The organism is Glaciecola punicea ACAM 611 (genome assembly GCF_000252165.1).
Lineage (GTDB): Bacteria > Pseudomonadota > Gammaproteobacteria > Enterobacterales > Alteromonadaceae > Glaciecola > Glaciecola punicea.
The window spans coordinates 1-25,878 of record NZ_BAET01000008.1; the positions used below are offsets into that span (position 1 = coordinate 1).

A 25,878-nucleotide genomic window follows, 5' to 3' on the forward strand; every position below is an offset into this window, starting at 1 on the left:
TTTAGCGCTTTGTCGCCATAGTGAATCGGCATTTGACGGCCTTTATTTGGGTCAAGATGATTACTGAACATCTGATTCATAAACTGATCAGTAGTATAGCCGCGGTACACAAGTGCACCCTGTTCGCGATACTGCGACATGATCATATCGTCGCTGCTTAACGCGGCAGCAGAAGCGACTATTGCGGCCTCCTCTCCTCTACAGGCCAAGTAAAAGCTAATTCTGCCTTGGCGCTGAGCACCAATCATGCGATCGTCTAATAAACGCGTAAAAGACATACTCTTATATATTTTAAGCGCTTCTTCTTTACTCAATTTGGGGGACTGCTGATTGTTTTTTTCTTCACCATGCTCGTCTAACAATTGCAGCATAGGTATTTCAAGTAAGCCATTCTTAATAATGTCTACTTCAAATATTAGCTTAATGCCGTGTAAATGATTTCTCTCTTGCATTGTTAACACCGTTACCTTATGAAATATAAACTTTTGCTGATAAATTAAGCACTTTTATAAACAAACGCTAAGGGTCTTATTTTGACGCTTTTGTACCTCTATACTAATAAAGCTTGAGTTTATCTGTATTGCTAAATCATAGGAATGACAAATTTTAAGTGTGAGCTAATTCATAGTTTTACGCCAATACTAGGATACGTATCCTATTTGTAAAAATTATGTTTATATTTTACTACATATAATTAAAAACTATTAATGCAAACTACACTCTCAAAGCAGATAACCGATATATAATGTTCATTCGTCCAGATTTACGCTTCCAATAGATTTGTAGAAAATAATCCAAACCTTTAATGACGCATTAGGTTCTTATTGCTACAAGACCCAAACAGGTTCATCTGGTAGAGTCCGTATTCGATATCAAATAAATATCAGAGGAAATGAATGTATTTTCATAGAGTAATTATTGTTAGCGTATGCATTGTCATATGCGCTGCGTCTTTTGCCAGCGCGAGTAACAAGATAACAAATTCTTATGCGCTTAATAGCCAAGCTTTGTTGGCAATGAAAAATGCTCACGTTACTTTACAGACGCCCATGCGGGTTGTAAAAAGCAGTTCCAATATAAGCAAAGATTTAGGGCTGAGGCGTAAACAATTTATTTATGAGCCTGATTTATCCAAAGATACGCTGTACACCTATATTATTCAATTAAGTGAACCAGCCGTGGCACAAGAGCCGCGAGCGCTTTCTCAAATGAGCTCACAAAAGCAGCAAACCAACCGCGTCAATAAACAACGAAACGCTAGCTCTTCACAAAACGATGCAGTGAGCAAGCAAATGGCTAAAATTTTGCATCAGCAACAAGGTTTTTTGGACCAAAGCGCAGCGCAACTATTTACTATTAAACCACTGGCACGCTACCAGTATGGCATTAACGGCTTGGCCGTGCGCCTAACTCAGGCCCAAGCCCAACGTTTATCTGAGCTGAAGCACGTTAAGAACATTCAAAGAGAGCAAATCAGAAAACTTAACGCCGACCGCGGCCCAATGCTTATTGGCGCACCAAAAGTATGGGATGGCACCGCATTTCCTGGTGTTGGGCAAACGTCTGGCGAAGGAATTGTTATTGGTATTATCGATTCAGGCATAAATACCGACCATCCATCATTTGCCGAAGTAGCAGGCGACGGATATATTCATACTAACCCTCGCGGCAACGGCAATTATTTAGGCGATTGCGCCCGAAATTTTCCCGAACTATGTAACAACAAACTTATTGGGGTTTACAGCTACACTGACATCACCAACGACTATAGCGACACCAGTATTTTTCCGCCTAACTTACCGCGAAACGGTGAAGATTACGGCGGTCATGGCAGTCATGTGGCGTCCATTGCCGCAGGCAACATATTGTTTAACGTTGATGAAGTGACCCCTAGTGAAGGTGAAGAGCGCAGCTCAGGCACGCCCACCGGTTTTATCTTTGCTCAAGTGTCAGGGGTTGCCCCGCGCGCTAATATCATTTCGTATCAAGTATGCTACGGCGGCACCAAAGAAGCCGGCGATTTTTACGGCGATTGCAAAGGCAGTGCTATTTTAAAGGCGATAGACGACGCCATTAAAGACAAAGTAGATGTGATTAACTTTTCAATAAGTGGCGGTAATAACCCTTGGCTTGATCCGGTGGAACAGGCTTTATTGTCAGCCCGAAATGCCGGTATATTTGTGGCGGTATCTGCTGGCAACGATGGCCCAGAAACACTTAGTTCAGAAAAGACAGCACCATGGTATACCAGTGTGGCGGCCAGTGAACACGGTCGTGAAAACTTATTTATCAAACAGTTAGGGTCGTTTAGCGGTGGATCAAGTACACTAAATGCAATGTCAGGGCAAAGTAACACAGGATCATTAACTGCCGCCATTGTTTATGCAGGAAGCTTTATTAATCCTAACGACCCGGGCGGCGATCCGGCGCAGTGTTTAGAGCCTTTCCCAAACGGTACTTTTAATGGTCAAATAGTGGTCTGTGACAGGGGCAATATCGCACGTATTCAAAAAGCCATGCACGTGCGCGATGGCGGCGCAGGCGGCTATGTATTAGTAAATCTAGACGGCGGCGAAACCTTTTTAGCCAGTGACCAATACGTAATACCCGGCATTCATCTTAACGCCAACAACGGCAATAGCTTAAAAGACTGGCTTAGATCAGGTCGAAATCATAGCGCTAGTATAAGCGCTGGGGTGCCATCTCAAGTCATTGATACTAGTCGAGTAGATGTGATGGCTAATTATTCTTCTCGCGGACCAAATAAAAGCATCAGCACTTTGGTACCCACCATAACCGCGCCAGGCAGCCGTATTTTTGCCGCCTACGCCGACGAACAGCTCGGTCATGATGGGCAAGAGCCCGCCGCAAGTAACTTTGCAACAATAGACGGTACGTCTATGTCTAGTCCGCATGTTGCCGGCAGTGCTGCTTTAATTAAGTCCGCTAAACCAAACTGGGGACCAGATGAAATAAGATCGGCAATGGCCTTAACCGCCATTACTAGCGTTAAAAAAGATGACGAAACGTCTACACGCACCATTTACGCTGACTTTTTCGATATGGGCTCTGGTAGAGTACAAGTAGACAAAGCGATTGCGAGTCCCTTTATTATGAGCGAAACGTCCGCTAACTATGCAGATGCAGATCCTGATAGATTGGGTGAACCTAGAAGCCTTAACCTACCCTCAATAACCGACAATCGATGTGCTGGTATTTGCACATGGTCGCGCACGTTTACCGCGACAACAGACGCTGCGTTTGACTATGAACAAGTAGTTATTTCACCTGCCCTTAGGGTTGAGGCCACACCCTCTCGCTTTACCCTGTTAACCGGCCAATCACAAAGGGTATCATTTAGCATTAATAGTCTACAGGCTTCAAAAACTGACTACTCGTTTGCACTGGCAAGATTTACTTCGCCCGGTTTACCTGATGTATCATTGCCGGTGAGTATATTGTCATCTATCGGTAACTTTCCTCTTAGCATCGACATAAGTGCTAGGCGCAGCAACGACTCCTTCTTAATAAAAGATATAGACGCTATCAGTATTGAGAATTTCGAACTTAAAGCGTATAAGCCTGTTAAAGCCAATTCAGTCAAATCCACTATTGGCGCAGATAGTGATACAAGTAGTTACTTAGACAATGTAAATGAAGGCGTAAATATAACCCAAGTAAGGGTTATGGAAGGTGCTAAACGCTTGGTGACGCGAATTAAAAAAACCAGCTCACGAGATATAGACTTATTTGTGCTATTTGATGGCAACGACGACGGTACACCTTCACTTATTGAGGAAATTGCGCGCAGTGTCACTACAAATTCTTTAGACGAAATACATATAAACTATCCCAAAGCAGGCACTTATTTTATTGTGGTTCAAAATTATTCACCCTCGGGCGATAGCCCAGACACTTTTGAGATGCGTTACGCAATAGTTACTAACGAAGTAGCCGGGAGTAGCCTTAACGTAGACGCGCCTAGTAGATTGGAATCAGATATGCCGTTTGATTTACGCATTATTTATGATTTACCTCAGTCAAAAAGCGGTGAGGATTACTATGGCGCTGTTGGCATGGGCACAAGTGTTGATGAAGAGGATATCGGACTGTTAAACATAGATATTACCCGTGTAGATAACGATGTATTTATAGACGGTATTGCAACACGCTTACGGGCTGGTGAAAGAACGTCATTAAACGTAACGGTTGAGGCAAACCCGAGCAATGAAGCACGCGACTATCGTATTACATTACCGATTCCGGTAGGCGTTAAAATTGTCAATTTTTCTACGACTAACAGCGGTCAATTGATAAACAATGAAATTGAGTGGCGTGTTAACAAGCCAGCAGGATCTTCATCAAACAGCACCTTGGACTTCACTATTGAAGCGCTGCAGGGCGTGTTTGCTGGCCCAATAATAATAAATATGAAAAGTGAACTGATTTCTTCTTCTTTCGCTGATGCTGAAACTAGCGAAAATTTTACCTCTGTTCAAGTTGAAGGCGCGCCTATCCTGAGCTTTGATGGAAACGACACTGCAAACTTAACCGTAACTGAAACCCAGATCTTAAACATACCTCTGTCGATTACAGAACCTAATAGTGACGATATAATAGTAAGTTTTCTGCAAACAGCAGGGCCTGCTGTGAGTATTACAACCTTGGCAGATAGTTATACTTTGCTAGCGCCTGCGATTGAGTCTGACACTCAGCTAAGGTATACCGTCACGGCTACTGATACCAATGGAAATTCAAGTACCGGCGCTATTGTAATTAATGTTGTTAACAATGCTTCACCCATTATTTCCTCAGTTAATGCTCCCGTAAGCGCCATTGGCGGCAGATCAATCACGATAAGCGTTGTTGCAAATGATCCTGAAAACGATACGCTTTTTATTCAGATAAACGGCCGAGATGTGACCGGTACAAGCGTTAATCTGACAACACCTATAGTCGGCAACAATGTAAGCTATGTTGTTTCGGTGAGTGATGGCATTACCGCTGTTGAGCAAACCATAACGGTCAGTTTAAATCAAATCGCGGGATCTGATCCAAGCTCGGGTGGGGGGAGTCTAGCATGGTGGATTATATGCCTGTTACCACTTGCAATATTGAGAAGAGTTCGAAAGTGTTAAGTGACGATACGTTTCAATATGAATCGCTAGCCACAGGGCTACATTTATTATTAAGTGAATATCGCCGTAATAAACAAAAAAAAGACAAAAGAAATGAGAGCTTTTGTCTTTTTTTATCAATTCATAACACTAGGCGTACATTAAAACACGTCTAAAATACTATTAATTAACAATCTTCAGTGCTTTGGCCAAGGCTTTCTTTAGTCGCAATACATGCTTCTTTCATTTTCTCAGCTGTCTCTTCTTTCATTTCGTCAGTGCTTTCTTTAGCGTCGCCGTACATTTCTTCAGCTTTGTCTTTGGCATCGTCATATGCTTCGGTCGCTTCGCCTTTAAGATTATTTACGCCGTCTGTTGCGTCATTGAGCATATCTGTTGATTCTTCTTGAGCATCAGCAGCCATTTCCATAGCATCCTGTTTAACGTCTTCAGCAGACTCTTCTTGAGGCTCAGAGCAAGCAGCTAGAACAATGGTTGATGCAAATAAAGCGATCAATAGTTTGTTTTTTGATAACATTATGGTTATTCCTTTTAGTTTTTGGAGAGCCGAAGATAGCGTTATTCAAGCAATAAAGCCAATTATTGTTTTAAATTTATACCTGAGTATGACCAAAACGCTTGTTTTAATTCGCTAAATGAATTTATGTTAAATTAGCAATACCCATTTCATTAGCAAATGGCTGGGCATTAATAGTGCGCAGATGATACTCACAACTGCTAATAACTATATCGAAACTATTTCTTGCAAATGCTGTCTCGCTAGCACGCCCGATGCCGCGATTGGCACCTGCAATAAACGCAGTTTTTTCATCATGTTCTCACTAAACTGTCGTCTATAATCCTTTTTTGTATCACTTTGACACGCATAAATAACAGCACTGCTGCCACACTTAAACCCGTAATAAAGCCAATCCAAAATCCCGCGGCTGCCATTCTAGGCACTAACATATCGGTTAATCCTAGCATCACACCTACGGGAAAACCTACCAGCCAGTAGGAAATAAAACTAATAATCAGCATTGCTTTTGTGTCTTTATATCCACGCAGCGCATTCGCTGAAACGACTTGAATAGCATCTGAAAACTGAAACAAAGCAGCCAAAATAAGCAAGCTGGCCGCTGCTGTAATTACCGCCTTTTCACCACTATAAATACTGGCGATTTGATCATTAAACAGCAGTATAGTGGAGGCGGTGAACACCACCATGCTGACGGCCAATAGCATAGCCGCCCAATAGGCTTTTTTAGTGTGGTTGTGTCGACCTTCACCAATTAAAAAACCAATCCGAATAGCCAGTGCCAAGCCAATACTTAACGGCAACATGAATATTAATGAAGACACATTAAGGGCTATCTGGTGCGCCGCCACAGTAAGGGCACCTAAAGGTGCTAGCATTACGGCAACCACCGCAAATAGCGCAACTTCAAACAATAGGGTAAAGGCAATAGGTAAACCTAAGCGCAACATATAATTTATGTCAGGCTTTGAAATGGGTAAAAAGCGCTCATACAGCTTGTATTTTTTTAGCTTTGTGGCGTAAAAAGTGTATGCAAATGTGGCCAGCGCCATGGTGTAAAATACCAGCATCGTCGCTAAGCCGCAGCCTGCGCCGCCCATTTCAGGCATACCAAATAAGCCATTGATAAAAATATAGTTAACCGGAATATTCACTAGTAAACCGGTGGCCATTATCATCATGGTCGGCACCGTTATAGACAAACCTTCGCAGTAATTGCGTAAGGTTTGATAAATGCCAAAGGCAGGCGCCGACAGCAAGACGTAAAATAAATAATCACCTGTTTTTTGTGCGAGTTCCGGCGTCATATCAATTGCCCCTACGGCGCCTGGAATAGCCAACAGCAGCAGCAGTACAAATACCGACATCCCCAACGATATATACAGCATTTGCTGCACAGCGTTGGCCACGTCAGCCGTGTTTTTAGCGCCGTCGTAGCGAGAAATAATAGGCGAAAGCCCCAAGGTTATTCCCTGCATAAAAATGAGCACCGGCAAACTCATGCCAAAGCCAATGGCCACAGCCGCCATGTCGACTGAATTATAGCGCCCCGCCATTATGGTGTCAGACACGCCCATGAGAGTTTGCGTAACTTGGGCGATGAGTAAAGGCCAAGCCAAGGAGGCAAGGACTTTAAACTCTTTGAAAAAGCTATTATCTATAACTGCTGTGGTCATAGTGCGGAGGCTGGCGGTAAGTGGCTTGCTATTTTTGTTGAATCGGTTTTCATTGACTCGGTTAATGCAACGTTCATTATGAGCATTTCTTGTTCACTTAAATGTCTGTATTGCCCCACACTGAGGCCTTTTAAATCTATGTGCATAATGCGTTTCCTGACTAAATTGCTTACGCTGTAATTCAAATACTCGCACATTCTACGAATTTGACGATTTAAACCCTGCTTTAATACAATTTCAAAGCTATGCTTGCCTATCTGCTTGAGCTCACATGGCAATGTAACGGTATCGAGTATAGGTACACCTTTTCCCATCAGCTCAATAAATGCAGGCGTAATGGGCCTATCTACGGTAACGCGATATAGCTTTTCATGGGCATTTTCAGCGCGCAAAATCTTGTTGACGATGTCACCGTCGTTGGTCAATAAAATTAATCCTTCTGAAGGTTTGTCAAGGCGACCAATGGGGAAGATACGCTGTTTGTAGCCAATCGCATCTATAATGTTGCCGCTTATTTTGCGCTCAGTCGTACAGGTAATGCCAACTGGTTTATGGTAAGCAAGATACACGCGGTCACTTTTATTTGTGGCTACAGGTGAAATAAGTTGGCCGTTTATAGTGACCTTATCGCCCTCACCTATTTTTGTGCCCAGCTCTGGTTGTGCGCCATTTACGCGAACTTGCTTGGTTTGTATTAAGGCGTCTGCTGCTCGGCGAGAGCAAAAGCCAGTGTCACTAATATATTTATTGAGTCTTTTCACGATATTCTTTGTGCTGGAATGGTATATAGCGTGCTTATTTTTTCAATAAGGCTTTCATACCATCGGTTAATCCTTCTAAGGTTAAAGGATACATTTTATCTTTCAAGAGTTCTTTCATTATTTGAATAGACGCATAATAAAGCCAGTATTGTTTAGGCTGAGGGTTTAACCAAATTGCGTACTCAAAGTGATTCATTAGACGCTGCATCCATACGCTGCCGGCCTCTTCATTCCAGAATTCTACACTACCACCTGGGTAAGTAATTTCATATGGTCCCATAGTCGCATCGCCTATAATAATAACCTTATAGTCTTTAGGATATTTATGAATAATGCTGTAAACATCGCTTACCACATCACCTCGACGCTTGTTATCCTTCCAAACACTGTCATAAATGCAGTTGTGAAAGTAAAAAAATTCAATGTGTTTAAACTCAGCATGCGCCGCAGAAAACAATTCTTCACACTGCTGTATATGGGGATCCATAGAGCCGCCCACATCAAAAAATAAAAGAAGTTTAATAGCATTGTGCCGCTGGGGCGCCATTTTAATGTCTAAGTAACCTGCATTTCGCGCCGTTGAACTTATGGTATTGCTAACATCAAGTTCGTCACTTGCCCCGGTGCGCGCAAACTTGCGCAGCCGCCTAAGTGCAACTTTAATATTGCGTGTGCCAATTTCCACGTCGTTAGACAAATTCTTATACGTGCGTTTGTCCCATACTTTTACCGCTGAATTATTACGATTTTTCTTTTGTCCAATGCGAACGCCCTCAGGGTTGAACCCGTTTGCCCCAAACGGTGATGTACCGCCTGTGCCTATCCATTTATTACCGCCTTCATGGCGTTTTTCTTGCTCATTAAGCCGCTCTTGCAAGGTTTCCATTAGTTTATCTAGTCCACCTAGGGCTTCCACCTTCTTTTTTTCTTCGTCACTTAAAAACTTTTCTAATGCGTTTTTGAGCCAGTCGTCGGGTATTTCCTTATCGAGCAGGTCAATCGTCTGAACGCCTTTGAAATATTCACCAAAGGCTTGATCAAACTTATCAAATTGACTTTCATCCTTGATGAGTACGGTACGACTGAGCAAGTAAAAGTCGTCCATATCGCCGCGCACAAGATCAGCTTTTAATACCGCCATTAAATCTAAAAACTCAGTAATACTGGTCTTTATTTTGTGCTTTCGTAGCGTGAAGAAAAACTCGATTAACATTATCGACGTGCCATAAACATGAGTTTTTCGAACAGGTGGATGTCTTGCTCATTTTTTAGTAAAGCGCCATATAGAGGCGGCAGTGCATTTTTTGCGTCTTTGTCGTGCAGAACGCTAGCGGGGATATCGTCGGCCACCAATAGCTTTAACCAGTCAATTAGCTCTGACGTTGATGGACGCTTTTTCAAACCGCCAACTTCTCTAATTTGAAAGAAGGAAGTAAGTGCTTGATCAAGCAAATCTTTTTTAATATTTGGAAAATGGACATTTACAATTTGGCGCATCTGTTGCGCGTCAGGAAACTCGATATAGTGAAAAAAACATCGACGAAGAAAAGCATCGGGCAATTCTTTTTCATTGTTAGACGTAATAATAACAATGGGACGTTGCCTTGCCACAATGCGCTCTTGGGTTTCATACACAAAGAACTCCATTTTATCGAGCTCTAAGAGCAAGTCATTTGGGAACTCTATGTCGGCTTTATCAATCTCATCGATTAATAAGATAGGTCGCTGGCTAGCGGTGAATGCCTGCCAAAGCTTTCCTTTAACAATATAATTGCTAATGTTTTTAACTTTTTCATCGCCAAGCTGTGAATCTCGCAAACGAGAAACGGCGTCATACTCATAGAGTCCCTGCTGCGCTTTGGTTGTCGACTTGATATGCCACTGCAGCAAGTTAGCATCAAGGGCGAGCGCTAACTGCTCAGCCAACATGGTTTTACCCGTGCCGGGTTCGCCTTTAATAAGTAAGGGCTTTTCTAATGTGATAGCCGCATTGACCGCTAACTGGAGTTGTTCGCTGGCGATGTAGTCACTAGTACCTGTAAAACCCATAATATTCCCATTTAGTTTGTGTAAATTAACGCATATTTTGCAAGTGATACGCAGCTTACTAATCATAAAAGTAAGGGCATGATGATAAAAAAACAGCAGTTACTGATAAGATATAGCAAAATAACTGCTTGGATTATGTAATTAAGCATAATCCTAATACTATGCGAAGTTTACGTGGTTTACATAGTAATTGGCACTAAAGATTATTAATAAACCCTAGTAAAAACAAGTGATATATATAGTTAATATAAGGGATAAACATCTATGTATGTATTAAAATGGGTAAGTATGGCCTGCTAGGAAGTGACAGAAATTTTGTGACAGCCTCACAAGAGGTGCACAGCGCAGTCCCCTAGCAATTGCCAGAGGACTTACAGAACGTTTACCCATCATTTGCGCTGCCTATCACGGTTCTTTATTCGCCTTCTACTTACCAATCGCTATCCCTTCTCGCCTGGGATCAGCGCCGCCTAATAGTTTGCCATTTTCTATTTGTATACCGTGAAGTCCGCTGTTCAAATCAACCACTCTTACAGTGTGCCCTAAGGCTTCTAAAGGCGCCTTTAGCTGGGATATGTTCGTTCCTTTTTCAAGTGAGGTGAAATCGTTTCGGTTTGTTATGCGCGCCACATCAATCGATTCTTGAATATCTAAATTAAAGTCGAGCACGTTTATGATGGTTTGAGCAACATAATTTATAATACGGCTGCCCCCTGGTGAACCCACTATCAAATTTAGTTCACCGTCGTTTGTGAAGACCATAGTTGGACTCATAGCACTTCTTGGACGCTTGCCCGGCGCCGCGGCATTAAGCACAACTACACCATCTTTAATAGGGTTAATCGCAAAATCGGTCAGCTGATTGTTCAGTAAAAAACCGTCTACCATTATACCCGACCCAAACATAAATTCGATACTCGAGGTCATAGACACAGCGTTGCCTTGTTTATCAACAATGGCAATATGACTGGTACTGTCTAGCTCAAAGGCGTCGTCACTTGCGTAGCTTAAATCCCCATAAGGCCTGCCTGATGAAGCCTCGGTGTAGCCCACATCAGTGCCTAAAGTGGCCGCTCTATTGCGCAAATAATCAGCATCTACCAGTGGCGCTGCATCTATTCCCATAAAGCTTAAATCGGCCACGTAGTCTGCACGGTCAGCAAACGCTAGTGCGCTAGCTTGCGCAAAAAGATGTGCAAATTCTAGGCTCTCTGGGGCGTAATCCGACAAAGTAAAGCCTTCTAATAGCTTAAGAATTTGCATCATGGTAACGCCACCGGAACTAGGCGGTGCCATGCTGCATACCTCATATACTCGGTAGCTGCTGCACATTGGCTGGCGCTGTATTGCCGTATATTGCGCTAAGTCAGCCCCGCTCAATTTACCTGGATTAATAGACACCTCATTTACCGCATTAACGATATTGCGAGCTATTTCTCCAGTATAAAATGCATCAGTGCCTTGCTGTGCAATTTTCGTCAACGTAGAGGCTAATTTTTTGTTTTTTCTTAGCTCCCCTTCAGCTAAAGGTTTGCCATTGGGTTTAAAATAAGCTTGTGCCTGTGCAAACTCGTTTAAGCCGGGATGTAAATCAAGTTCAATTAATGTGGCTAAACGAGGCGATACTTTAAAGCCGGTGTTTGATAAATTTATGCTGTCATCAAATAACTGTGACCATGGTAATGTCCCAAATTGGGCGTGCGCATCTTCTAAAGCTTTTAATATACCCGGCACACCAACCGCTTTGCCGCCTACCACAGCATCGCGCCATTTCATTGGCTCGCCATTTTCTATGAACACGTCTGGTGTAATTTTTTGCGGCGCGACTTCACGGCCGTCAAAGGTATAAAGCTGTTTAGCGGTGTTGTCCCAGTAGAGTATAAAGCCACCTCCGCCGATGCCTGAAGACTGCGGTTCAACCAAGGTAAGCATGGCCTGTATGGCTATTGCTGCATCTATTGCGCTGCCGCCTTGTTCGATTATTCGCTTACCTGCGTTTGCCGCATGCGGGTTTGCAGCGGCCACCATAAACTGCTCACCTACCGCAAGATTTTTTGCCATGACACCTGTCGCGGCCTCCGGCTCTCGGTCTTCCAATACAACTTGTGGGCTTTGAGCACAGCCAACTGCAGCAGTAATAAAGGCCAATAAGATACACGAACGTAGCGTAAAACGACCGCCCTGAGATATTTTTTTAAGAGGATTCATCATAGTGTAAATTTCATTTCCTATTTAAATTTGTCGTAGTTAACCGCACGTTTTTCGACAAAGGCAGTAAAGGCCTCGTTAGCGGCTTCGCTTTGCATCGCTTCTACAAATATTTTAAGTTCATCGTCGATGTGTTTCGCCACACAGGCTTCATCCTGCCTTAACAAGGCTTTGGTTTGCTGCAGGGCTAAGGCCGGCTTTTTGGCTAGCGCTTCTGCAATATCCACCACTGCCGCGTGCAAATCGACACTGTGAATAGAGGTAACGAAACCACATTCTTTTGCCTGCTTAGCATCAAATGGATTACCTAACATAAGCAGTTGAGCGGCCTTTAAATGCCCTGCTACTCTAGGCAAAATATAGCTAGAGGCATATTCGGGCACCAAGCCTAAATTAATAAAGGGCATGGCGAAGCGCGTTTTTTCATGACAAAGCACAAAATCGCAGTGTAGCAGCATGGTCGAGCCTATACCTATGGCTAAGCCTTCTACTTGAGCCACAACCGGTAATGGACATTTTAATAGCGCCTGCATGAAATGGTAAGTTTCGTTTATTTCACCCGCGCCTTCTTTTACTGCGCACAAAAACTCTGGTACGTCATTGCCCGCGGTAAAACATCCTCCGGCTCCTTTAATGACGATTACGCGCGCACCGGCCAACGGGGCGTTTTCAATAGCCGTTGCCATAACGCTGTACATTTTAGGCACTAGCGCATTTTTCTTGTGTGCACGATCCATTACAATGGTGAGGATATTGTTTTCTAGCAATTCATGTATCATTAGGTGAGTCTCATTTATTAGAGTGAGGCGTTTAATACATTAAGTGTACTCAAGCATGTACTCTTTTTAAAGACAAAATACTAAATATGCAAAACTAGACTTCAGCAGAATTATAAAACACTGTTGCTTATGTTGCCTTGAGCCTAGTTCGTTTATTGTCAAATTGCTTTCATAAGGAACACTGCGTTTGTTTGCAAACCTTCACCGCACACACAATATTCCCTACCTGTTAGCGTTTCTTACTAGCACCCTCTTATACTTGTGGTACGGTTTTGTAAGCGACGTGAGTGTGAGCGATTCAGCCTTATCATTTCATCGAGAGCAAGCTCGAAGCGGCAGCTGGTGGCAATGGATAAGCGCGCACTTTATGCATACCAACTTTTTCCATTATGCACTCAATATGATTGGGCTTGCTCTACTGTGGATACTGCACGCTGAATACGCTAGTGTGAAGTCGTTTGGTATCAATTTTTTGGTACTGGCGCTCGGTATTTCGCTAGGCATATATTATTTTTCGCCTACCCTAACATGGTATGTCGGTATGTCGGGGGTGCTACATGGCATCTTCGCATGGGGGATTGTTATTGATCTTTATCGCAAACGTAAAAGCGGCTATCTGCTATTAATAGGCTTGGTGATTAAATTAGTCAACGAGCGGTTTTTTGCATCATCTACTTTTATGGCAGAGCTTATTGAAGCCGGCGTGGCAATAGATGCACACCTTTATGGTGCTGTCGTTGGCTTAGGTCTTGGTGTTATTAATGTTATTTACGACAGGCATCAACGTGCTCAGAATTGTTCTAAGGTGAAGTAAACATGATTAATAAGAACAAATTTATACTGCTTGTTTCACCTGAATTACACTTAGCAGCCAACGGCGTTTAAAAAGAAAAAGCAGCTATAAAACTGCTTTTTACCTTAACTTATAAATGCGTTTCAAATAACTTATAAATGCGTCTGTATTCGTCTAGCCAGGAGCTAGGTTGCACAAAGCCATGCGGCTCTACAGGATAAATCGCAGTTTCAAAGTCTTCTTTTTCAAGCTCTATTAAACGCTGCACTAGTCTCACTACATCAAGGAAAAACACGTTATCGTCAACCATTGGTGCGTTCATCAGTAAAGGCTTGGTAAGACCTTCTGCAAAATAAATAGGCGAGCTTCGTTCATAAGCAATTGGATCGATGTCGGGCGTATTGAGTATGTTTGCGGTATAGGGCGTGTTGTAGTGCGCCCAGTCCGACACGGGTCTTAATGCTGCCCCGGCTTGGAATAAATCAGGCTCAGTAAACAGTGCCATAAAAGTCAAAAAGCCGCCGTAAGAACCGCCATAGGTGCCTATTCTTTGTTCGTCAACATTTGCATTTTCCACAAGCCACTTTACGCCGTCTTTTAAATCTTGTACTTCAGGCGTGCCCATTTGGCGGTAAATGGCCGTGCGCCAGTCTCGGCCATAGCCAGCAGAGGCTCTAAAATCCATGTCTAATACTACGTAACCTTCAGATACCAAGAGGCTATGAAACATAAATTCTCTGAAATACCCTGACCAGCCTAAGTGCGCATTTTGCAAATAACCTGCGCCGTGATTAAACACCACCGCGCGCCGCTTATTGGTATCAGTTGTTTGCGCTGGGGTGTAAACGCGTGAATAAACCGGCTGCTTTGTATGGCTTGAGGGTATTGCCACAATCGCCGGCACGGCCCAATCAATAGATAAAAACGCATCACTTACAGTATTAGTCAGCCTTTGTGGGGTGCTAGGCGTTTGCGTTGACATAACATACAGCTCGGGCGGCATCGCTAATGTTGAATGCGTGAGTAATAATCGATCTTCTGTTGGGCTTAACACAAAGTCGGTCATGCCGTTTAAGTCGGTGAGCGCTTGAGGCTCGCCGCCGCTTGCCGCTACTCTATACACTTCATAAATACCGGGATGTTTCTTATTCGCCTTATAATAAAAGAAATCATCGTTTTGTGTTAGCACCACGTTGTCTACCACAAAGCGGCCTTGTGTAAGGGCGTTCAGGCTGCCGTTTAGGGCTTTAGTATACAGCTGAGAATAACCGCTTTGTTCGCTTAATAAATACAGCGTGTTGGCCTCATCGAACCAACCAAATTGATTAAAGCGATAGTTTACCCATGCTTTATCATGCATTCTGTGCTGTGTGGTAAAGATAGGTTCGTTGACGTCTACGCTCACTATCCAGCGGTCTTTATTGTCCCAAGCTTCCAGCATTAACGCCACGTGCTGGCTAGAATCGTGCCATTTGACAGGCATTTCAGTGGCATACCAATCAAACAAAAGACCAATATCGCGAGGCAGTCTGTTGTTAGTGTAGGTTTCGCCTTTAGCTTCTGCATTTTCTCTTTTTACATCGGCTAATACATCTTCGTTATAGCCAGGTAAGCTTACGTAGCTTAGTTCTTTTTGTGTGTTGTTTTGAATGTCTAAAAAGAAAATGGAATGAGACTCTGGCTTAGCATCGGCCACTCGTTGGCGCACCGACTGCGCTTTAATGCGGCCGTCTTCTTCAATGTAGTCGGGCATAATGTCAGTGTCACTGCGCGTGGGTGTGCTAATTCGGGTTACGACAATGGCGTATTTGCCATCAGGGGATAAGCTAGCCAGTACGTTGCTGTGATCTTCATCAAAATAAAAGGTGCTCGACATGACGCTTTGATTTTCTCTTGCTAGACGGTCTTGTTGCGCGCGCATGTCTTGTCTGTTCTTACGCTGCACCTGCACATAGTTAATCAGCTTTTGCTGTTCTTGTGCAATATAGTCCTTAGCCGGTTTCACCGCAGGCTCGTTTTCTTCAAATTTCCATTCAAATACCTGCTGGCTTAGGCCTGAATTTATATCAAGCGCGTGAAAACCGTTACCCTTTTGAAAAGAAACCCCACTGCCTTCAAAATAAGCTAGATTATGGGCAGTATCTGAGTCTTTTGTGAGCTGCATAACGTTGCTTTGTCCGCGTTTTTGCGCAAACACGTTTCCTTCAAATATCCAGGCAATAAAATCATGGTCATTATCGTCTATAATTTCATCGTATTCGTGGCTATGTAACTCGCCAATACTGACTTGCTCACCATTGGCGAGGCCTTCATTTGTTTCAAACAAATCTTGTATTACAGAGCCTTCGCGCTTGCGGTAATAAAGCAAGCTGTCTCCGGTTGGTGAAAAGTAAGCCGCTTGAGGCTGACGACCTAGCCAGTCTGGATCTGCCATTATTTGTTCCATGGTAAGCTGGGCATTAACAGAACTAGCCGACGCTAAGCCAGCGTTACCCACTGGCGCTTGATTAACTGTGGCGGTCGCAAAAGGTGTGTTTATGCTATTGCTTTTTTGAGTACTGGTAGCACTGTTAGTTGCGCTGCAGCCTAACACCATGCTGGCACATAAAAAAATGGAGGCACTTTGAAATTTTTTTATCATATTCTCTGTCTTATTATGTAGTTGAGAAAAAGGTTATTTTAATCTAGGTAATCGGTAACTTGGGTGATTTTTTACATTATTAATACAGCAATGCACGTTTAATTGGTCAAGACTCTTTAACAGTAATGCTATGTTGCCTAGCAGCCCGACGAAAATCAAACGCCTTAAGATCTTATAATCACGTAAACAACATTTATATTAACGCACTACTGACGACATAGTAAATTTTGATTTGCGTTTATATAACGCTAATGTTGTGTAATAGCCCGATATGCTTGTTTACTCCAACAGGAGTACTATGATCTAAACGCTGTAGCAAGCGTTTTAATAGCATCTCGTTGCCCCTAACATTTACTATGAGAACTATTATGAGAACTACTATGAAAAAATTATTAATTGCCGGTCTTATATTTGCTTCTGCCGCGGTCTCTGCATCGGACTGCCCTGATATGCTAAAGCATATAAAACGTAAGTTAAACTCACAAGACACGGTGAATATGTGTGAAGCCTACGCGGGCAAAGCCGTACTGTTTGTTAACACGGCAAGCCAATGTGGTTTTACCCCTCAGTTTGCAGACCTTGAAACCTTATATTCGACTTTCAAAGATGACGGTTTAGTGGTGCTTGGGTTCCCATCAAATGACTTTAATCAAGAACATGTCGACGAAGGCAAGGTAGCTGAGGTGTGTCAGCTTACCTATGGGGTCAATTTCCCTATGTTTGAGCTTACGTCGGTACGTGGTAAAAATGCTGACCCACTTTTTGCTAAGTTAGCCCAAGAAGCGGGTGGTAAAGTGCCATCATGGAACTTTAACAAGTACTTAATGAATAAAGACGGCTCGGTAGTGACTCACTACGGCAGTAGAGTAAAGCCATTAGACAGTGACTTTTTAGAAGACGTGGCCAGCGCGTTAAAAAGTAGTGAATAAATAAAGCGATACCCTTATTCTGTGTTTGAATGTAAAAAAGCCCGCAGTGTGCGGGCTTTTTTTATTATAGCTTGATATTGTGTAATCTAGTCTTGTTGCACTTCATCTTGCTTCTTTTTGGGTGTGAAAATAAGCATCGCCCACATAAAGAAAAACGGGGCAAAAAATAATACAAACAGCGTCGTTGCCGTTATACCGCCCAGTACACCAATAGATATCGCATTTTGCGCGCCTGAACCAGGACCCGCCGCAAACGCCAGCGGCAGAACGCCTAAAATAAAGGTCAGCGAGGTCATCAAAATAGGACGAAGCCTTTGTTTTGCGGCCAACACAGATGCTTCATATGCATCCATACCCTCTTCAAACCTTATTTTTGCAAATTCAATGATCAAAATTGCATTTTTGGCCGCTAGCGCTATGGTCATTAACAAACCTACCTGAAAGTATACATCGTTGGCTTGACCTGCCCACCATGTGGCTAATACAGCGCCGAATATGCCTAGCGGTACTGTTAACATAATCGCTAAAGGCACGGTCCAGCTTTCATACAGCGCTGCGAGTACTAAAAATACTGCAATAACACTAATTAAATATACTTTCCAAGCTTGTCCACCCGACTGTTTTTCTTCATATGACAGTCCTGTCCACTGCAAACCAATACCGTCGGGTAAGTTTTTCGCCAATGCAGCGACTTCATTAAGCGCTTCACCAGAGCTCACGCCTTGAATAGCTTGGCCCTGAATTTCAAGCGATGAATTGCCATCGAAGCGGGTTAGTTGTGGGGCACCAAATGTCCAATCACCCGAACCAAACTGTGACAGAGAGACCATATCGCCAGACGCGCTGCGTACGTACCATCTGTCTATATCACTTGGCAGCATTCGGTATTGAGCGTCGGCCTGCGTGTATACCCGCTTTATGCGTCCTTCTTCCAAAAAGTCGTTAATATATGCGCCGCCTAACGCAGTGCTCAAAGTTTGGTTAATAGTAGCAATAGGTACTCCCATTGCACGCGCCTTGCTTGAATCAATATCGATATTGTATTGTGGACTAGGCGCTAAACCATTAAAGCGCACCGCCGTTAATAAGCTGCTTTGATTTGCTTGACTCAAAAACTGCTGCATAGCATCGTTTAATGCCGCTTGTCCTAAGCCGCCTAAGTCAACCAACTGCATTTCAAAACCACTTGAGTTACCCAAACCAGACACCGCAGGCGGCACAATAGGAATAATCGTAGCGTCTTTCACCGAAGCTAATTCAGCACCCGCTTGCCTGCTAATTTTAAACACACTTTGACTTTCGCCGCGCTGCTCCCAGTCTGCCATTTTAATAAACGCGATACCTACGTTTTGACTGCTGCCGGCAAAGCTGAAGCCAGCGGCGGTAAATATTCCTTCAACGGCGCCGTTGGTTTGATCAAGGTAAAAGTCCTCAACCAGCTTATTTTTTTCAACCGTTTGCTGCAAAGTAGAGCTTACTGGTCCGCTCACCAGTGTAAACATACTGCCTTGGTCTTCATCAGGCAAAAATGACGTTGGGATACGTATAAACAGCACTGCAGCGACCGCTATCATCGCAAAGAATATGACTGGCAAAATAAAGCGATTTGCCAACAGCTTTTCTAATAGGCTCGCATGTGCTGCTTTTAATTTTTTAAAAGCGCGGTTAAACAGACCAAAGAAACCTGAATCCTTCTCTGTTTTCCCTTGTTTGAGCACAGTGGCGCACAGCGCGGGCGACAAACTCAACGCAAGGAAAAGAGAGATCCCCATTGCCACTGAAATAGTCACCGCGAACTGGCGATAAATTACGCCCGTTGAACCTTCAAAAAACATAATGGGAATAAACACAGCCCATACCACCACAGTTGTGCCTATAAGCGCGCCTGAAATCTCTTTCATGGCTTTTACAGAAGCCTCTTTTGGGGATAAATCGTCATCCGCTTCCAATTTATTCTCAATGTTCTCGGTCACCACAATAGCGTCATCTACCAGCATACCAATGGCCAAAACCAGTGCAAATAGCGTTAACACATTAATGGAATAACCAAAAACAAATAAAAATGCAAAAGTGCCAAGCATTACTACCGGAATGGCTACCGCAGGAATTAAGGTTGCTCTAGAAGTTTGTAAGAATATGTATATTACTGCTATGACCAGCAACATCGCAATAAAGAGGGTTTTCACCACGTCAAGAATAGAGGCTTTAACAAAAGGCGACACATCGACCGGATAAGCAACTTGCAATTGATCGGGGATAATATCATCAAAATCTTTGATTCTTTGTTTGAGCGCCGCAATGGTTTCAAGCGCATTGGCATTTGGCGCAAGTTCAATGGCGATCCCCGCGGCTGGCTGTCGATTATAGCGGCCAATGACACTGTAGCTTTCTGATCCAATCTCAATGCGGGCAACATCACCTAAGGTCGAGTGAGAACCATCTTGGTTCACCTTCAGTAAAATACCTTCGAATTCTGCCACCGTTTCAAATAAAGATTGAGCGGTTATAGTAGCGTTTAATTGCTGCCCTTCAACGCTCGGCGTGCCGCCTATTTGGCCCGTGGCAAGCTGCACGTTTTGATCCCTTACTGCGTTAATAACGTCTTGCGTAGTCACGTTGAAATCGTACATCGACTGAGGGTTTAGCCAAATGCGCATAGCATGCTCTGGACCAAATGTTCTTATTTGCCCTACTCCGTCAACGCGGCTAAGCGGTTCTTCCAAATTAGATGCCAAAAAATCTGATATTTCATTTCGTCCCAATGAATTATCTGTGGCGGAAAAGCTCACAATTAGGGCGTAGCTTGACCCGGCTTTTGACACCGCAACTCCCTGACGCTGGACCACCTGCGGCAAGGACGATTCGGCTTGGGACACCTTGTTCTGTGTTTGCACTTGCGCGATATTTGCGTCGGTGCCTGGCTCAAAGGTGAGCACAATATTAGCGCGTCCAGACGAGGAGCTGTTGGATTGAATATAGCGTAAATTATCAATGCCAGTTAAGTTTTGTTCGATAACTTGCGTCACTGTATTTTCGAGTGTTTTTGCCGATGCACCAGGGTACGTGGCGGTAATTGATATTTTAGGGGAAGCAATATTAGGATATTGTTCAACCGGTAACGACGTTATTGCAAGCACGCCTAAACCCATCATAACAAGCGCAATAACCCATGCAAAAATAGGGCGAGAAATAAAGAAACTTGAAATCATTACTTAAGCCCCTTCTTTATTTTTTGTTAATGCTTGACTATCATCTTTTTGGCTAGAATTTGCCTTTGATACATTATCATTTGATATGTTAGATCGCTTCTCCTTGAGGCTTACCGGCGTTACTTTTGCCCCAGGCTTTAGCGTCATAGTACCCTCTACCACAACCACGTCACCGTTTGACAATCCGCTTTGTATAACCCAGTTATTTTCATGCGTTGTACTGGTGAACACTTCGCGCTTTTGCACACTGTTATCTTGATTAACTATCCATACCCATTTTGAACCGTCGTTTTGGAAGCTGACCGCCTTTTGCGGCACTACTATGGCTTTTTGGCTGCCTGCATCATCAATTGTTGCGCGCACAAACATGCCCGGCAACAAGGCCGCATTAGGATTAGGAAACACCGAGCGTAATCGTATAGTGCCGGTGTTTTCATCTACCGCGACATCAGCAGCGTACATAATGCCTTTATATGGGTAGCTTGTGCCTGTGTCGTTTAATATAATACTGACGTCAAACTGCGCGTCTGGCTTGGTTGCCCGAATGGTCATTAAGCGTTCGTGCAAATATAGTGCGTCGGAGGCAGATTGTGATAAGTCAACATAAATAGGATCAAGCTGCCTAATGGTGGCGAGTGCCGCAGTTTGTTGCGCGGTAACCAGCGCGCCTATGGTTACGGTAGATGGCCCAATATAGCCAGAAATAGGCGCATACACCTTGGTATAATTAAGATTTATTTTGGCGATCTGAAGCGAAGCTTGCGCCAGCGCAACTTTAGCCTGCGCTTGGGCTACATCGGCTTTGGCGTTTTCATACTCTTGCTCGCTTATTGCGTTGGTTTCAATTAAACTTTCGTAACGGGTTTGCAATGCTTCAGAAATTTTTAATTCTGCCTCTGCATTTTGCAAGCCTGCCTTAGCACTTTGATAATCGGCTTCATACAGCGCTGGGTCTATCTGGTAAAGCTGTTTTCCGCGTTCAACCCGACTCCCTTGCTCGTATGTACGTGATTGAATAATACCGCCGACTTGAGGGCGAATTTCAGCCTTTTTAAACGCGGTAACTCGTCCCATCAGTTCGCTGGTCATCGATATTTGGTGGGCCTTAATTGTGACAACGTTAACCTCTTTAGGTGGCCGCTCTTGTTCGCTTTGGCTTTGTTGATCTGAAGACGCTAATTTAGTTTGTTGGGTATTGTCTGTGCAGCTAATTACAAACAACAAGCTTAAGCACATTATTACGATTGAATATCTCATCTTCACCTTTCTTTGTCGCGATGGTTTAGTGTGAGGGTTGCCTGTTTTTCATAATGGCTGTGTTAGTAGCAACGTTTATGCGACAAACAACCTAGCAGACCCGCTGACAAGCTCTAAATTATGTCTATAGTAGGTAAAGTTGTGCAAAGCCTATGCCAAATGCAGCAAATCCTCGCGAAGCATATATGAATGGCCTTAGGCGAAAAATGGGCACTGTTACACGAATGCTATTAGTGAATAAATGGGAAAGGTTTATGGATAACTCTGTAAAATATACAAACTTGATAAGCTGCAATGAATACGCTTCAATAATACCGTGATTGATAAAAATAATGCTTAGCTCGCTAATAATCAGTAAGATGAGCCTACACTTATCAAGACGTATTTATCCATGGCCAATAAAGTCCTTATATTTACCAAACGTGTTTTGCCTTTATCAAATACTTTTGTGGCTGCTCAAGGCAATAATTTACCCAGTTTTGAGCCTGTCTATATTGGATTAAGAAACAGCCAAGCGGGTATTAGTTTAATTGAAGGTCGCGCTACCTGCGTACAAGAAGAGCATGAAAACATGCCGCTTGTTTCTAAGCTCCTGCTTGATGGCTTTGGCCACGTAAGGCCGGGGTGGAAAAACGCACTTGGCAATTTGTCAGCGTCACTTATTCATGCCCACTTTGGTAAAGGCGGTTACTATTGCGCACCAATAGCAAAAAGTTTAAATTTGCCATTACTGACGACCTTTCATGGCTCGGATATTACGCAAAAAGACAAGTTTTCCTATAATAAAAAACATCGAAAGATTGCATATGAACAATCTTCAAAAATAATCGCAGTGTCTTCTTTTATCGAACAAAAGTTATTAGCGGGGGGCTGTCCTCCCGATAAGATTATCCAGCATTATACAGGCATCGACACTGACTACTTTTCACCCAGCGGTGAAAGAAATGCCGTACCCACTATTTTATTTGTGGGTAGATTGATAGAACAAAAAGGCTGTCAGTATTTAATTGAAGCCTTTGCTACTGTTCAAAAAAAGCTGCCCGAAGCTAAGCTCATCATCGCCGGTAACGGTAACTACAAAGACACACTGCAAGGCATGGCAAATGGCAATAAAGATATCAGCTTTGTGGGTGCACAAAACAGAGCCCAAGTAAAAGCGTTGATGTCTAAGGCTTGGCTAACCTGCCTACCCAGCGTGAGAATGAGGCGGGGCAATGAAGAGGGAATGGCAACCGTATGCATGGAGTCTCAAGCGGTGGGAACCCCTGTCGTTGCGTTTAACACAGGCGGCGTAGGGGAAGGCGTTGAACATGGCGAGACAGGACTTTTATCGCCAGAACGCGATGTTGAGCCACTGGCCGAAAACTTGCTTGTGCTTTTAACGTCAGACACTTTAAGAGAACGTTTTTGTGAGGCCGGGGTTGGCCGCGCGCGCACCTTATTCAATATAAAAACGCAGTGTCAGACATTAGAAAAGATATATCGCCAGCTATGCTAAGGTGATAATGTGCTCGCTTGTATAGGTCAACAGAGTTGTTTACTTTGCGTAACACTCGCGAGGTGATAATAAGTATGCAGTTTCCCGCAGTTTCCCGAATTATTAGCAGTAAATTTATAAGCATAGACCTAGGCTAAAAACCCCCGAGAAGAAAAAAAATTACCTACGATTCAATTGTGCAAATTACATACGGATATTAATAATGAAATTAGATAAAAACAGTACTAAGGTAGCGGTAATAGGCCTAGGCTATGTCGGTTTGCCCTTGGCGGTTGAGTTTGGAAAGCATTTTACCACCATCGGTTTTGATACTAATAAAAAACGTGTAAAGGAACTTTCCGACGGTGTTGATGCTACCGAAGAGCTTGAGAAAGAAGATATATTACGGTCTAAGAAGCTAAGCATTAGTGCCAATGTAGATGATTTAAAAGCCTGTGATATATACATTATTACCGTGCCAACCCCTATCGACATTAACAAGCAGCCAGACCTGTCTCCCCTTATAAAAGCAAGTGAAATGCTCGCGCCTTTCCTAAGTGCTAATAATGTTGTTATTTATGAGTCAACTGTTTATCCCGGCGTGACTGAAGATGTGTGCGTACCCATTTTAGAACGTGTTAGTGGTTTGGTATTTAACCAAGATTTCTTTGCAGGCTACTCTCCCGAACGTATTAACCCAGGCGATAAAGTAAGACGTCTTACTACTATAATGAAAGTCACATCAGGCTCAACGCCAGAAGTAGCCGACATGGTAGACGACTTTTATCAGACTATTATTACTGCAGGCACCCACAAGGCGCCTTCTATAAAGGTGGCAGAAGCGTCAAAGGTGATAGAGAACGTGCAGCGCGATGTAAACATAGCGCTGATAAACGAATTGCACCAAGTGTTTAATAAATTAGGTATTAACACCAAAGATGTCATAGAAGCAGCAGCTACTAAATGGAACTTTATGAAGTTAATGCCCGGCATGGTAGGCGGTCATTGTATCAGTGTTGACCCGTACTATTTATTACACAAATCGGAAAACGCCGGCTTTATTCCTGACCTCATGAGAACCGCAAGAGAAATAAACAACGGCATGCCCAATTACTTCGCTAACGACTTCTTGCGCGAGCTAATTTTACGTAAAATAAATCCGTCAGAGTGTAAAATTCTATTAATGGGCTTCTCGTTCAAAGAAAACTGCCCTGATATTCGTAATACGAAAGTGTTTGAGCTTTATGTCGTGCTAAAAAACATGGGCTTAGATATTGAAATATATGACCCGTGGGTCGACACTAAGGAAGTCTTAGGCGAATATAATGTAGAGGTATTGACCGAACTAAGCCCTAATCAGATCTTTGATGTTGGTTTTCTAGCGGTCGGCCACGATTGCATTTTAGAAGACTTAAAGGGGCAATCCCTCCAGTTTTCTAAAGATTTTATATACGACTTTAAGCATATTTCAAGTAGCTAAAAGAAGACGACGTTTACTCTTGCATGCGGCGAATTTTGCTGCGTGCCTTTGACACGGTCGTGCCTTCTTGGTAGCGACCTTTTTTCACATGGCGAATTTGAAATACACCATCGATTTCTAAAGGCAGGCCTTCTGAGTTTACCAGCCATTTAAACGCCGTGTCTTCAAAGGTTTTACGCCACCTGTCTGACTCGGTTTGAAACATAGGTAGTTTATCGCAATAGCCAATAGCTCTAGCGACATCGCCGTGCACGATCTGAAAAGCCCCTTTCGCCTTGTCGCGCGCGTACAGCGAAAAATTTTCAGTTTCAATATCGACGACTTGAGGCTCACTTTCTGGGTTTAACATAGGGTCAGAATCACTCAGCATTTCGGTAGTGCGCTCTTGGCGAGGATAATACAAAGTCTCTTGCCTACCTCGGAGTGCTTGCGCGAGTGAATCAAGGCAATTTTTATGAAAAATAATGTCACAGTCAGTAAACCACAGCCAGTCAGCTTTGGTAGATTGAGCTACCATATTACGGCCAATACCACGGCGAAACAATTTACCTTTGCTCAGTGCCTGAAAGTTCCAAGTAACATTAGCCACTTTAATCTGTTCAAAGTAGTCAACTGTCGCTTTGGTTTTAGCATCTTCAATAGCATAAAAAACGGTCATGGTAAGTGACAGCTTAGTAGGAGAATTATTTACGATAGAACTTAGCTGATACGTGAGCATATTGCCGTAGTTCCAGCAGTGACTCACAATTTCTAGCGTTAAATGCCCTGTTTTTGCGTGGCGCTTGTTTAAGGGCGGCAGGGCCTGTCTAAACCATGCTCTAGGCAATAAAGGTTTTGTAATAAAGCGGAAAACCTGAATAGCAAAACGATTGTATTTTGAAACAGGATAAGTTTTCGTTATTTTCATTGAACTTCGTAAAGTAATCCACTGTGAATTATTATAATAACAACAATCTTAGCAAAA

At 43.2% G+C, this 25,878-nt stretch carries 17 protein-coding genes; 5 read left to right on the forward strand and 12 right to left on the reverse strand.

The window, feature by feature from the left end:
- The coding region (locus tag GPUN_RS04580) for a thiamine pyrophosphate-dependent enzyme (RefSeq protein WP_040520313.1) at window positions 1-452 on the reverse strand (452 nt) is incomplete at its 3' end.
- 444 nt (window positions 453-896) lie between these two features.
- Here GPUN_RS04580 and GPUN_RS04585 point away from each other — a divergent pair.
- A complete protein-coding gene (locus GPUN_RS04585; protein ID WP_006003926.1) occupies window positions 897-5,138 on the forward strand; it encodes a S8 family serine peptidase in 4,242 nt (1,413 codons plus the stop codon).
- Window positions 5,139-5,304: 166 nt separating this feature from the next.
- Here the strand turns inward: GPUN_RS04585 and GPUN_RS04590 are convergent, their stop codons facing one another.
- From GPUN_RS04590 to GPUN_RS04620, 7 genes are all read right to left on the reverse strand, one after another.
- Window positions 5,305-5,655 (reverse strand): hypothetical protein, encoded by a 351-nt coding sequence (locus GPUN_RS04590; protein WP_006003928.1) that lies wholly within the window; start codon window positions 5,653-5,655, stop codon window positions 5,305-5,307.
- Between the two features lie 293 nt (window positions 5,656-5,948).
- Complete coding sequence (locus tag GPUN_RS04595) at window positions 5,949-7,331, reverse strand: MATE family efflux transporter (RefSeq protein WP_006003932.1); 1,383 nt, start codon at window positions 7,329-7,331, stop codon at window positions 5,949-5,951.
- Window positions 7,328-8,095 carry a pseudouridine synthase gene (locus GPUN_RS04600; protein ID WP_040520314.1) on the reverse strand — a complete coding sequence of 256 codons (768 nt, stop codon included), beginning with the start codon at window positions 8,093-8,095 and terminating at the stop codon, window positions 7,328-7,330. Before GPUN_RS04600 ends, GPUN_RS04595 begins: the two co-directional genes overlap by 4 nt.
- A 31-nt stretch (window positions 8,096-8,126) precedes the next feature.
- Window positions 8,127-9,305, reverse strand: coding sequence for a vWA domain-containing protein (locus GPUN_RS04605; RefSeq protein WP_006003936.1), 1,179 nt, complete (start codon window positions 9,303-9,305; stop codon window positions 8,127-8,129).
- Window positions 9,305-10,141, reverse strand: coding sequence for an AAA family ATPase (locus GPUN_RS04610; RefSeq protein WP_006003939.1), 837 nt, complete (start codon window positions 10,139-10,141; stop codon window positions 9,305-9,307). The genes GPUN_RS04605 and GPUN_RS04610 overlap by 1 nt, the downstream gene beginning before the upstream one ends.
- 426 nt (window positions 10,142-10,567) lie before the next feature.
- Entirely contained in the window at window positions 10,568-12,352 is a 1,785-nt protein-coding gene (gene ggt / locus GPUN_RS04615; protein ID WP_006003941.1) for a gamma-glutamyltransferase, read from the reverse strand.
- Between the two features lie 17 nt (window positions 12,353-12,369).
- Complete coding sequence (locus tag GPUN_RS04620) at window positions 12,370-13,128, reverse strand: enoyl-CoA hydratase-related protein (protein WP_006003943.1); 759 nt, start codon at window positions 13,126-13,128, stop codon at window positions 12,370-12,372.
- Between the two features lie 187 nt (window positions 13,129-13,315).
- Here GPUN_RS04620 and rrtA point away from each other — a divergent pair, with 187 nt between their 5' ends.
- On the forward strand, window positions 13,316-13,942 hold the full coding sequence (rrtA, locus tag GPUN_RS04625; RefSeq protein ID WP_006003945.1) for a rhombosortase: 627 nt from the start codon (window positions 13,316-13,318) through the stop codon (window positions 13,940-13,942).
- 109 nt (window positions 13,943-14,051) lie between these two features.
- On the opposite strand, the gene GPUN_RS04630 is transcribed toward rrtA, so the two are convergent.
- Complete coding sequence (locus tag GPUN_RS04630) at window positions 14,052-16,562, reverse strand: S9 family peptidase (protein WP_006003947.1); 2,511 nt, start codon at window positions 16,560-16,562, stop codon at window positions 14,052-14,054.
- Between the two features lie 380 nt (window positions 16,563-16,942).
- Between GPUN_RS04630 and GPUN_RS04635 the strand changes: the two genes are divergently transcribed.
- The gene (locus GPUN_RS04635; RefSeq protein ID WP_006003949.1) at window positions 16,943-17,491 is read left to right on the forward strand and encodes a glutathione peroxidase; all 549 of its coding nucleotides are present in this window, start codon (window positions 16,943-16,945) and stop codon (window positions 17,489-17,491) included.
- Window positions 17,492-17,577: 86 nt separating this feature from the next.
- Here GPUN_RS04635 and GPUN_RS04640 read toward each other — a convergent pair whose 3' ends face one another.
- Together GPUN_RS04640 and GPUN_RS04645 are read right to left on the reverse strand one after the other, a co-directional pair.
- Window positions 17,578-20,700: an efflux RND transporter permease subunit gene (locus tag GPUN_RS04640; RefSeq protein WP_006003951.1), complete on the reverse strand. Its 3,123-nt coding sequence runs from the start codon at window positions 20,698-20,700 to the stop codon at window positions 17,578-17,580.
- A gap of 3 nt (window positions 20,701-20,703) precedes the next feature.
- Window positions 20,704-21,957: an efflux RND transporter periplasmic adaptor subunit gene (locus GPUN_RS04645; RefSeq protein WP_006003953.1), complete on the reverse strand. Its 1,254-nt coding sequence runs from the start codon at window positions 21,955-21,957 to the stop codon at window positions 20,704-20,706.
- 391 nt (window positions 21,958-22,348) lie between these two features.
- Here GPUN_RS04645 and GPUN_RS04650 point away from each other — a divergent pair, with 391 nt between their 5' ends.
- Both GPUN_RS04650 and GPUN_RS04655 read left to right on the forward strand, forming a co-directional pair.
- Window positions 22,349-23,455, forward strand: coding sequence for a glycosyltransferase (locus tag GPUN_RS04650; protein ID WP_006003957.1), 1,107 nt, complete (start codon window positions 22,349-22,351; stop codon window positions 23,453-23,455).
- 202 nt (window positions 23,456-23,657) lie between these two features.
- Entirely contained in the window at window positions 23,658-24,914 is a 1,257-nt protein-coding gene (locus tag GPUN_RS04655; RefSeq protein ID WP_006003959.1) for a nucleotide sugar dehydrogenase, read from the forward strand.
- 13 nt (window positions 24,915-24,927) lie between these two features.
- On the opposite strand, the gene GPUN_RS04660 is transcribed toward GPUN_RS04655, so the two are convergent.
- Window positions 24,928-25,821: a glycosyltransferase family A protein gene (locus GPUN_RS04660; protein WP_006003962.1), complete on the reverse strand. Its 894-nt coding sequence runs from the start codon at window positions 25,819-25,821 to the stop codon at window positions 24,928-24,930.
- Window positions 25,822-25,878 lie beyond the last annotated feature (57 nt).

Bases quoted from the DNA above. Each gene is read 5' to 3' on its own strand.
- GPUN_RS04655 (WP_006003959.1), top strand. From the start codon at position 23,658: ATGAAATTAGATAAAAACAGTACTAAGGTAGCGGTAATAGGCCTAGGC.
- GPUN_RS04630 (WP_006003947.1), bottom strand. From the start codon at position 16,562: ATGATAAAAAAATTTCAAAGTGCCTCCATTTTTTTATGTGCCAGCATG.
- GPUN_RS04620 (WP_006003943.1), bottom strand. From the start codon at position 13,128: ATGATACATGAATTGCTAGAAAACAATATCCTCACCATTGTAATGGAT.
- GPUN_RS04640 (WP_006003951.1), bottom strand. From the start codon at position 20,700: ATGATTTCAAGTTTCTTTATTTCTCGCCCTATTTTTGCATGGGTTATT.
- GPUN_RS04595 (WP_006003932.1), bottom strand. From the start codon at position 7,331: ATGACCACAGCAGTTATAGATAATAGCTTTTTCAAAGAGTTTAAAGTC.
- GPUN_RS04650 (WP_006003957.1), top strand. From the start codon at position 22,349: ATGGCCAATAAAGTCCTTATATTTACCAAACGTGTTTTGCCTTTATCA.
- GPUN_RS04635 (WP_006003949.1), top strand. From the start codon at position 16,943: ATGAAAAAATTATTAATTGCCGGTCTTATATTTGCTTCTGCCGCGGTC.
- GPUN_RS04585 (WP_006003926.1), top strand. From the start codon at position 897: ATGTATTTTCATAGAGTAATTATTGTTAGCGTATGCATTGTCATATGC.
- GPUN_RS04590 (WP_006003928.1), bottom strand. From the start codon at position 5,655: ATGTTATCAAAAAACAAACTATTGATCGCTTTATTTGCATCAACCATT.
- GPUN_RS04660 (WP_006003962.1), bottom strand. From the start codon at position 25,821: ATGAAAATAACGAAAACTTATCCTGTTTCAAAATACAATCGTTTTGCT.
- GPUN_RS04645 (WP_006003953.1), bottom strand. From the start codon at position 21,957: ATGAGATATTCAATCGTAATAATGTGCTTAAGCTTGTTGTTTGTAATT.
- GPUN_RS04605 (WP_006003936.1), bottom strand. From the start codon at position 9,305: ATGTTAATCGAGTTTTTCTTCACGCTACGAAAGCACAAAATAAAGACC.
- ggt (WP_006003941.1), bottom strand. From the start codon at position 12,352: ATGATGAATCCTCTTAAAAAAATATCTCAGGGCGGTCGTTTTACGCTA.
- GPUN_RS04610 (WP_006003939.1), bottom strand. From the start codon at position 10,141: ATGGGTTTTACAGGTACTAGTGACTACATCGCCAGCGAACAACTCCAG.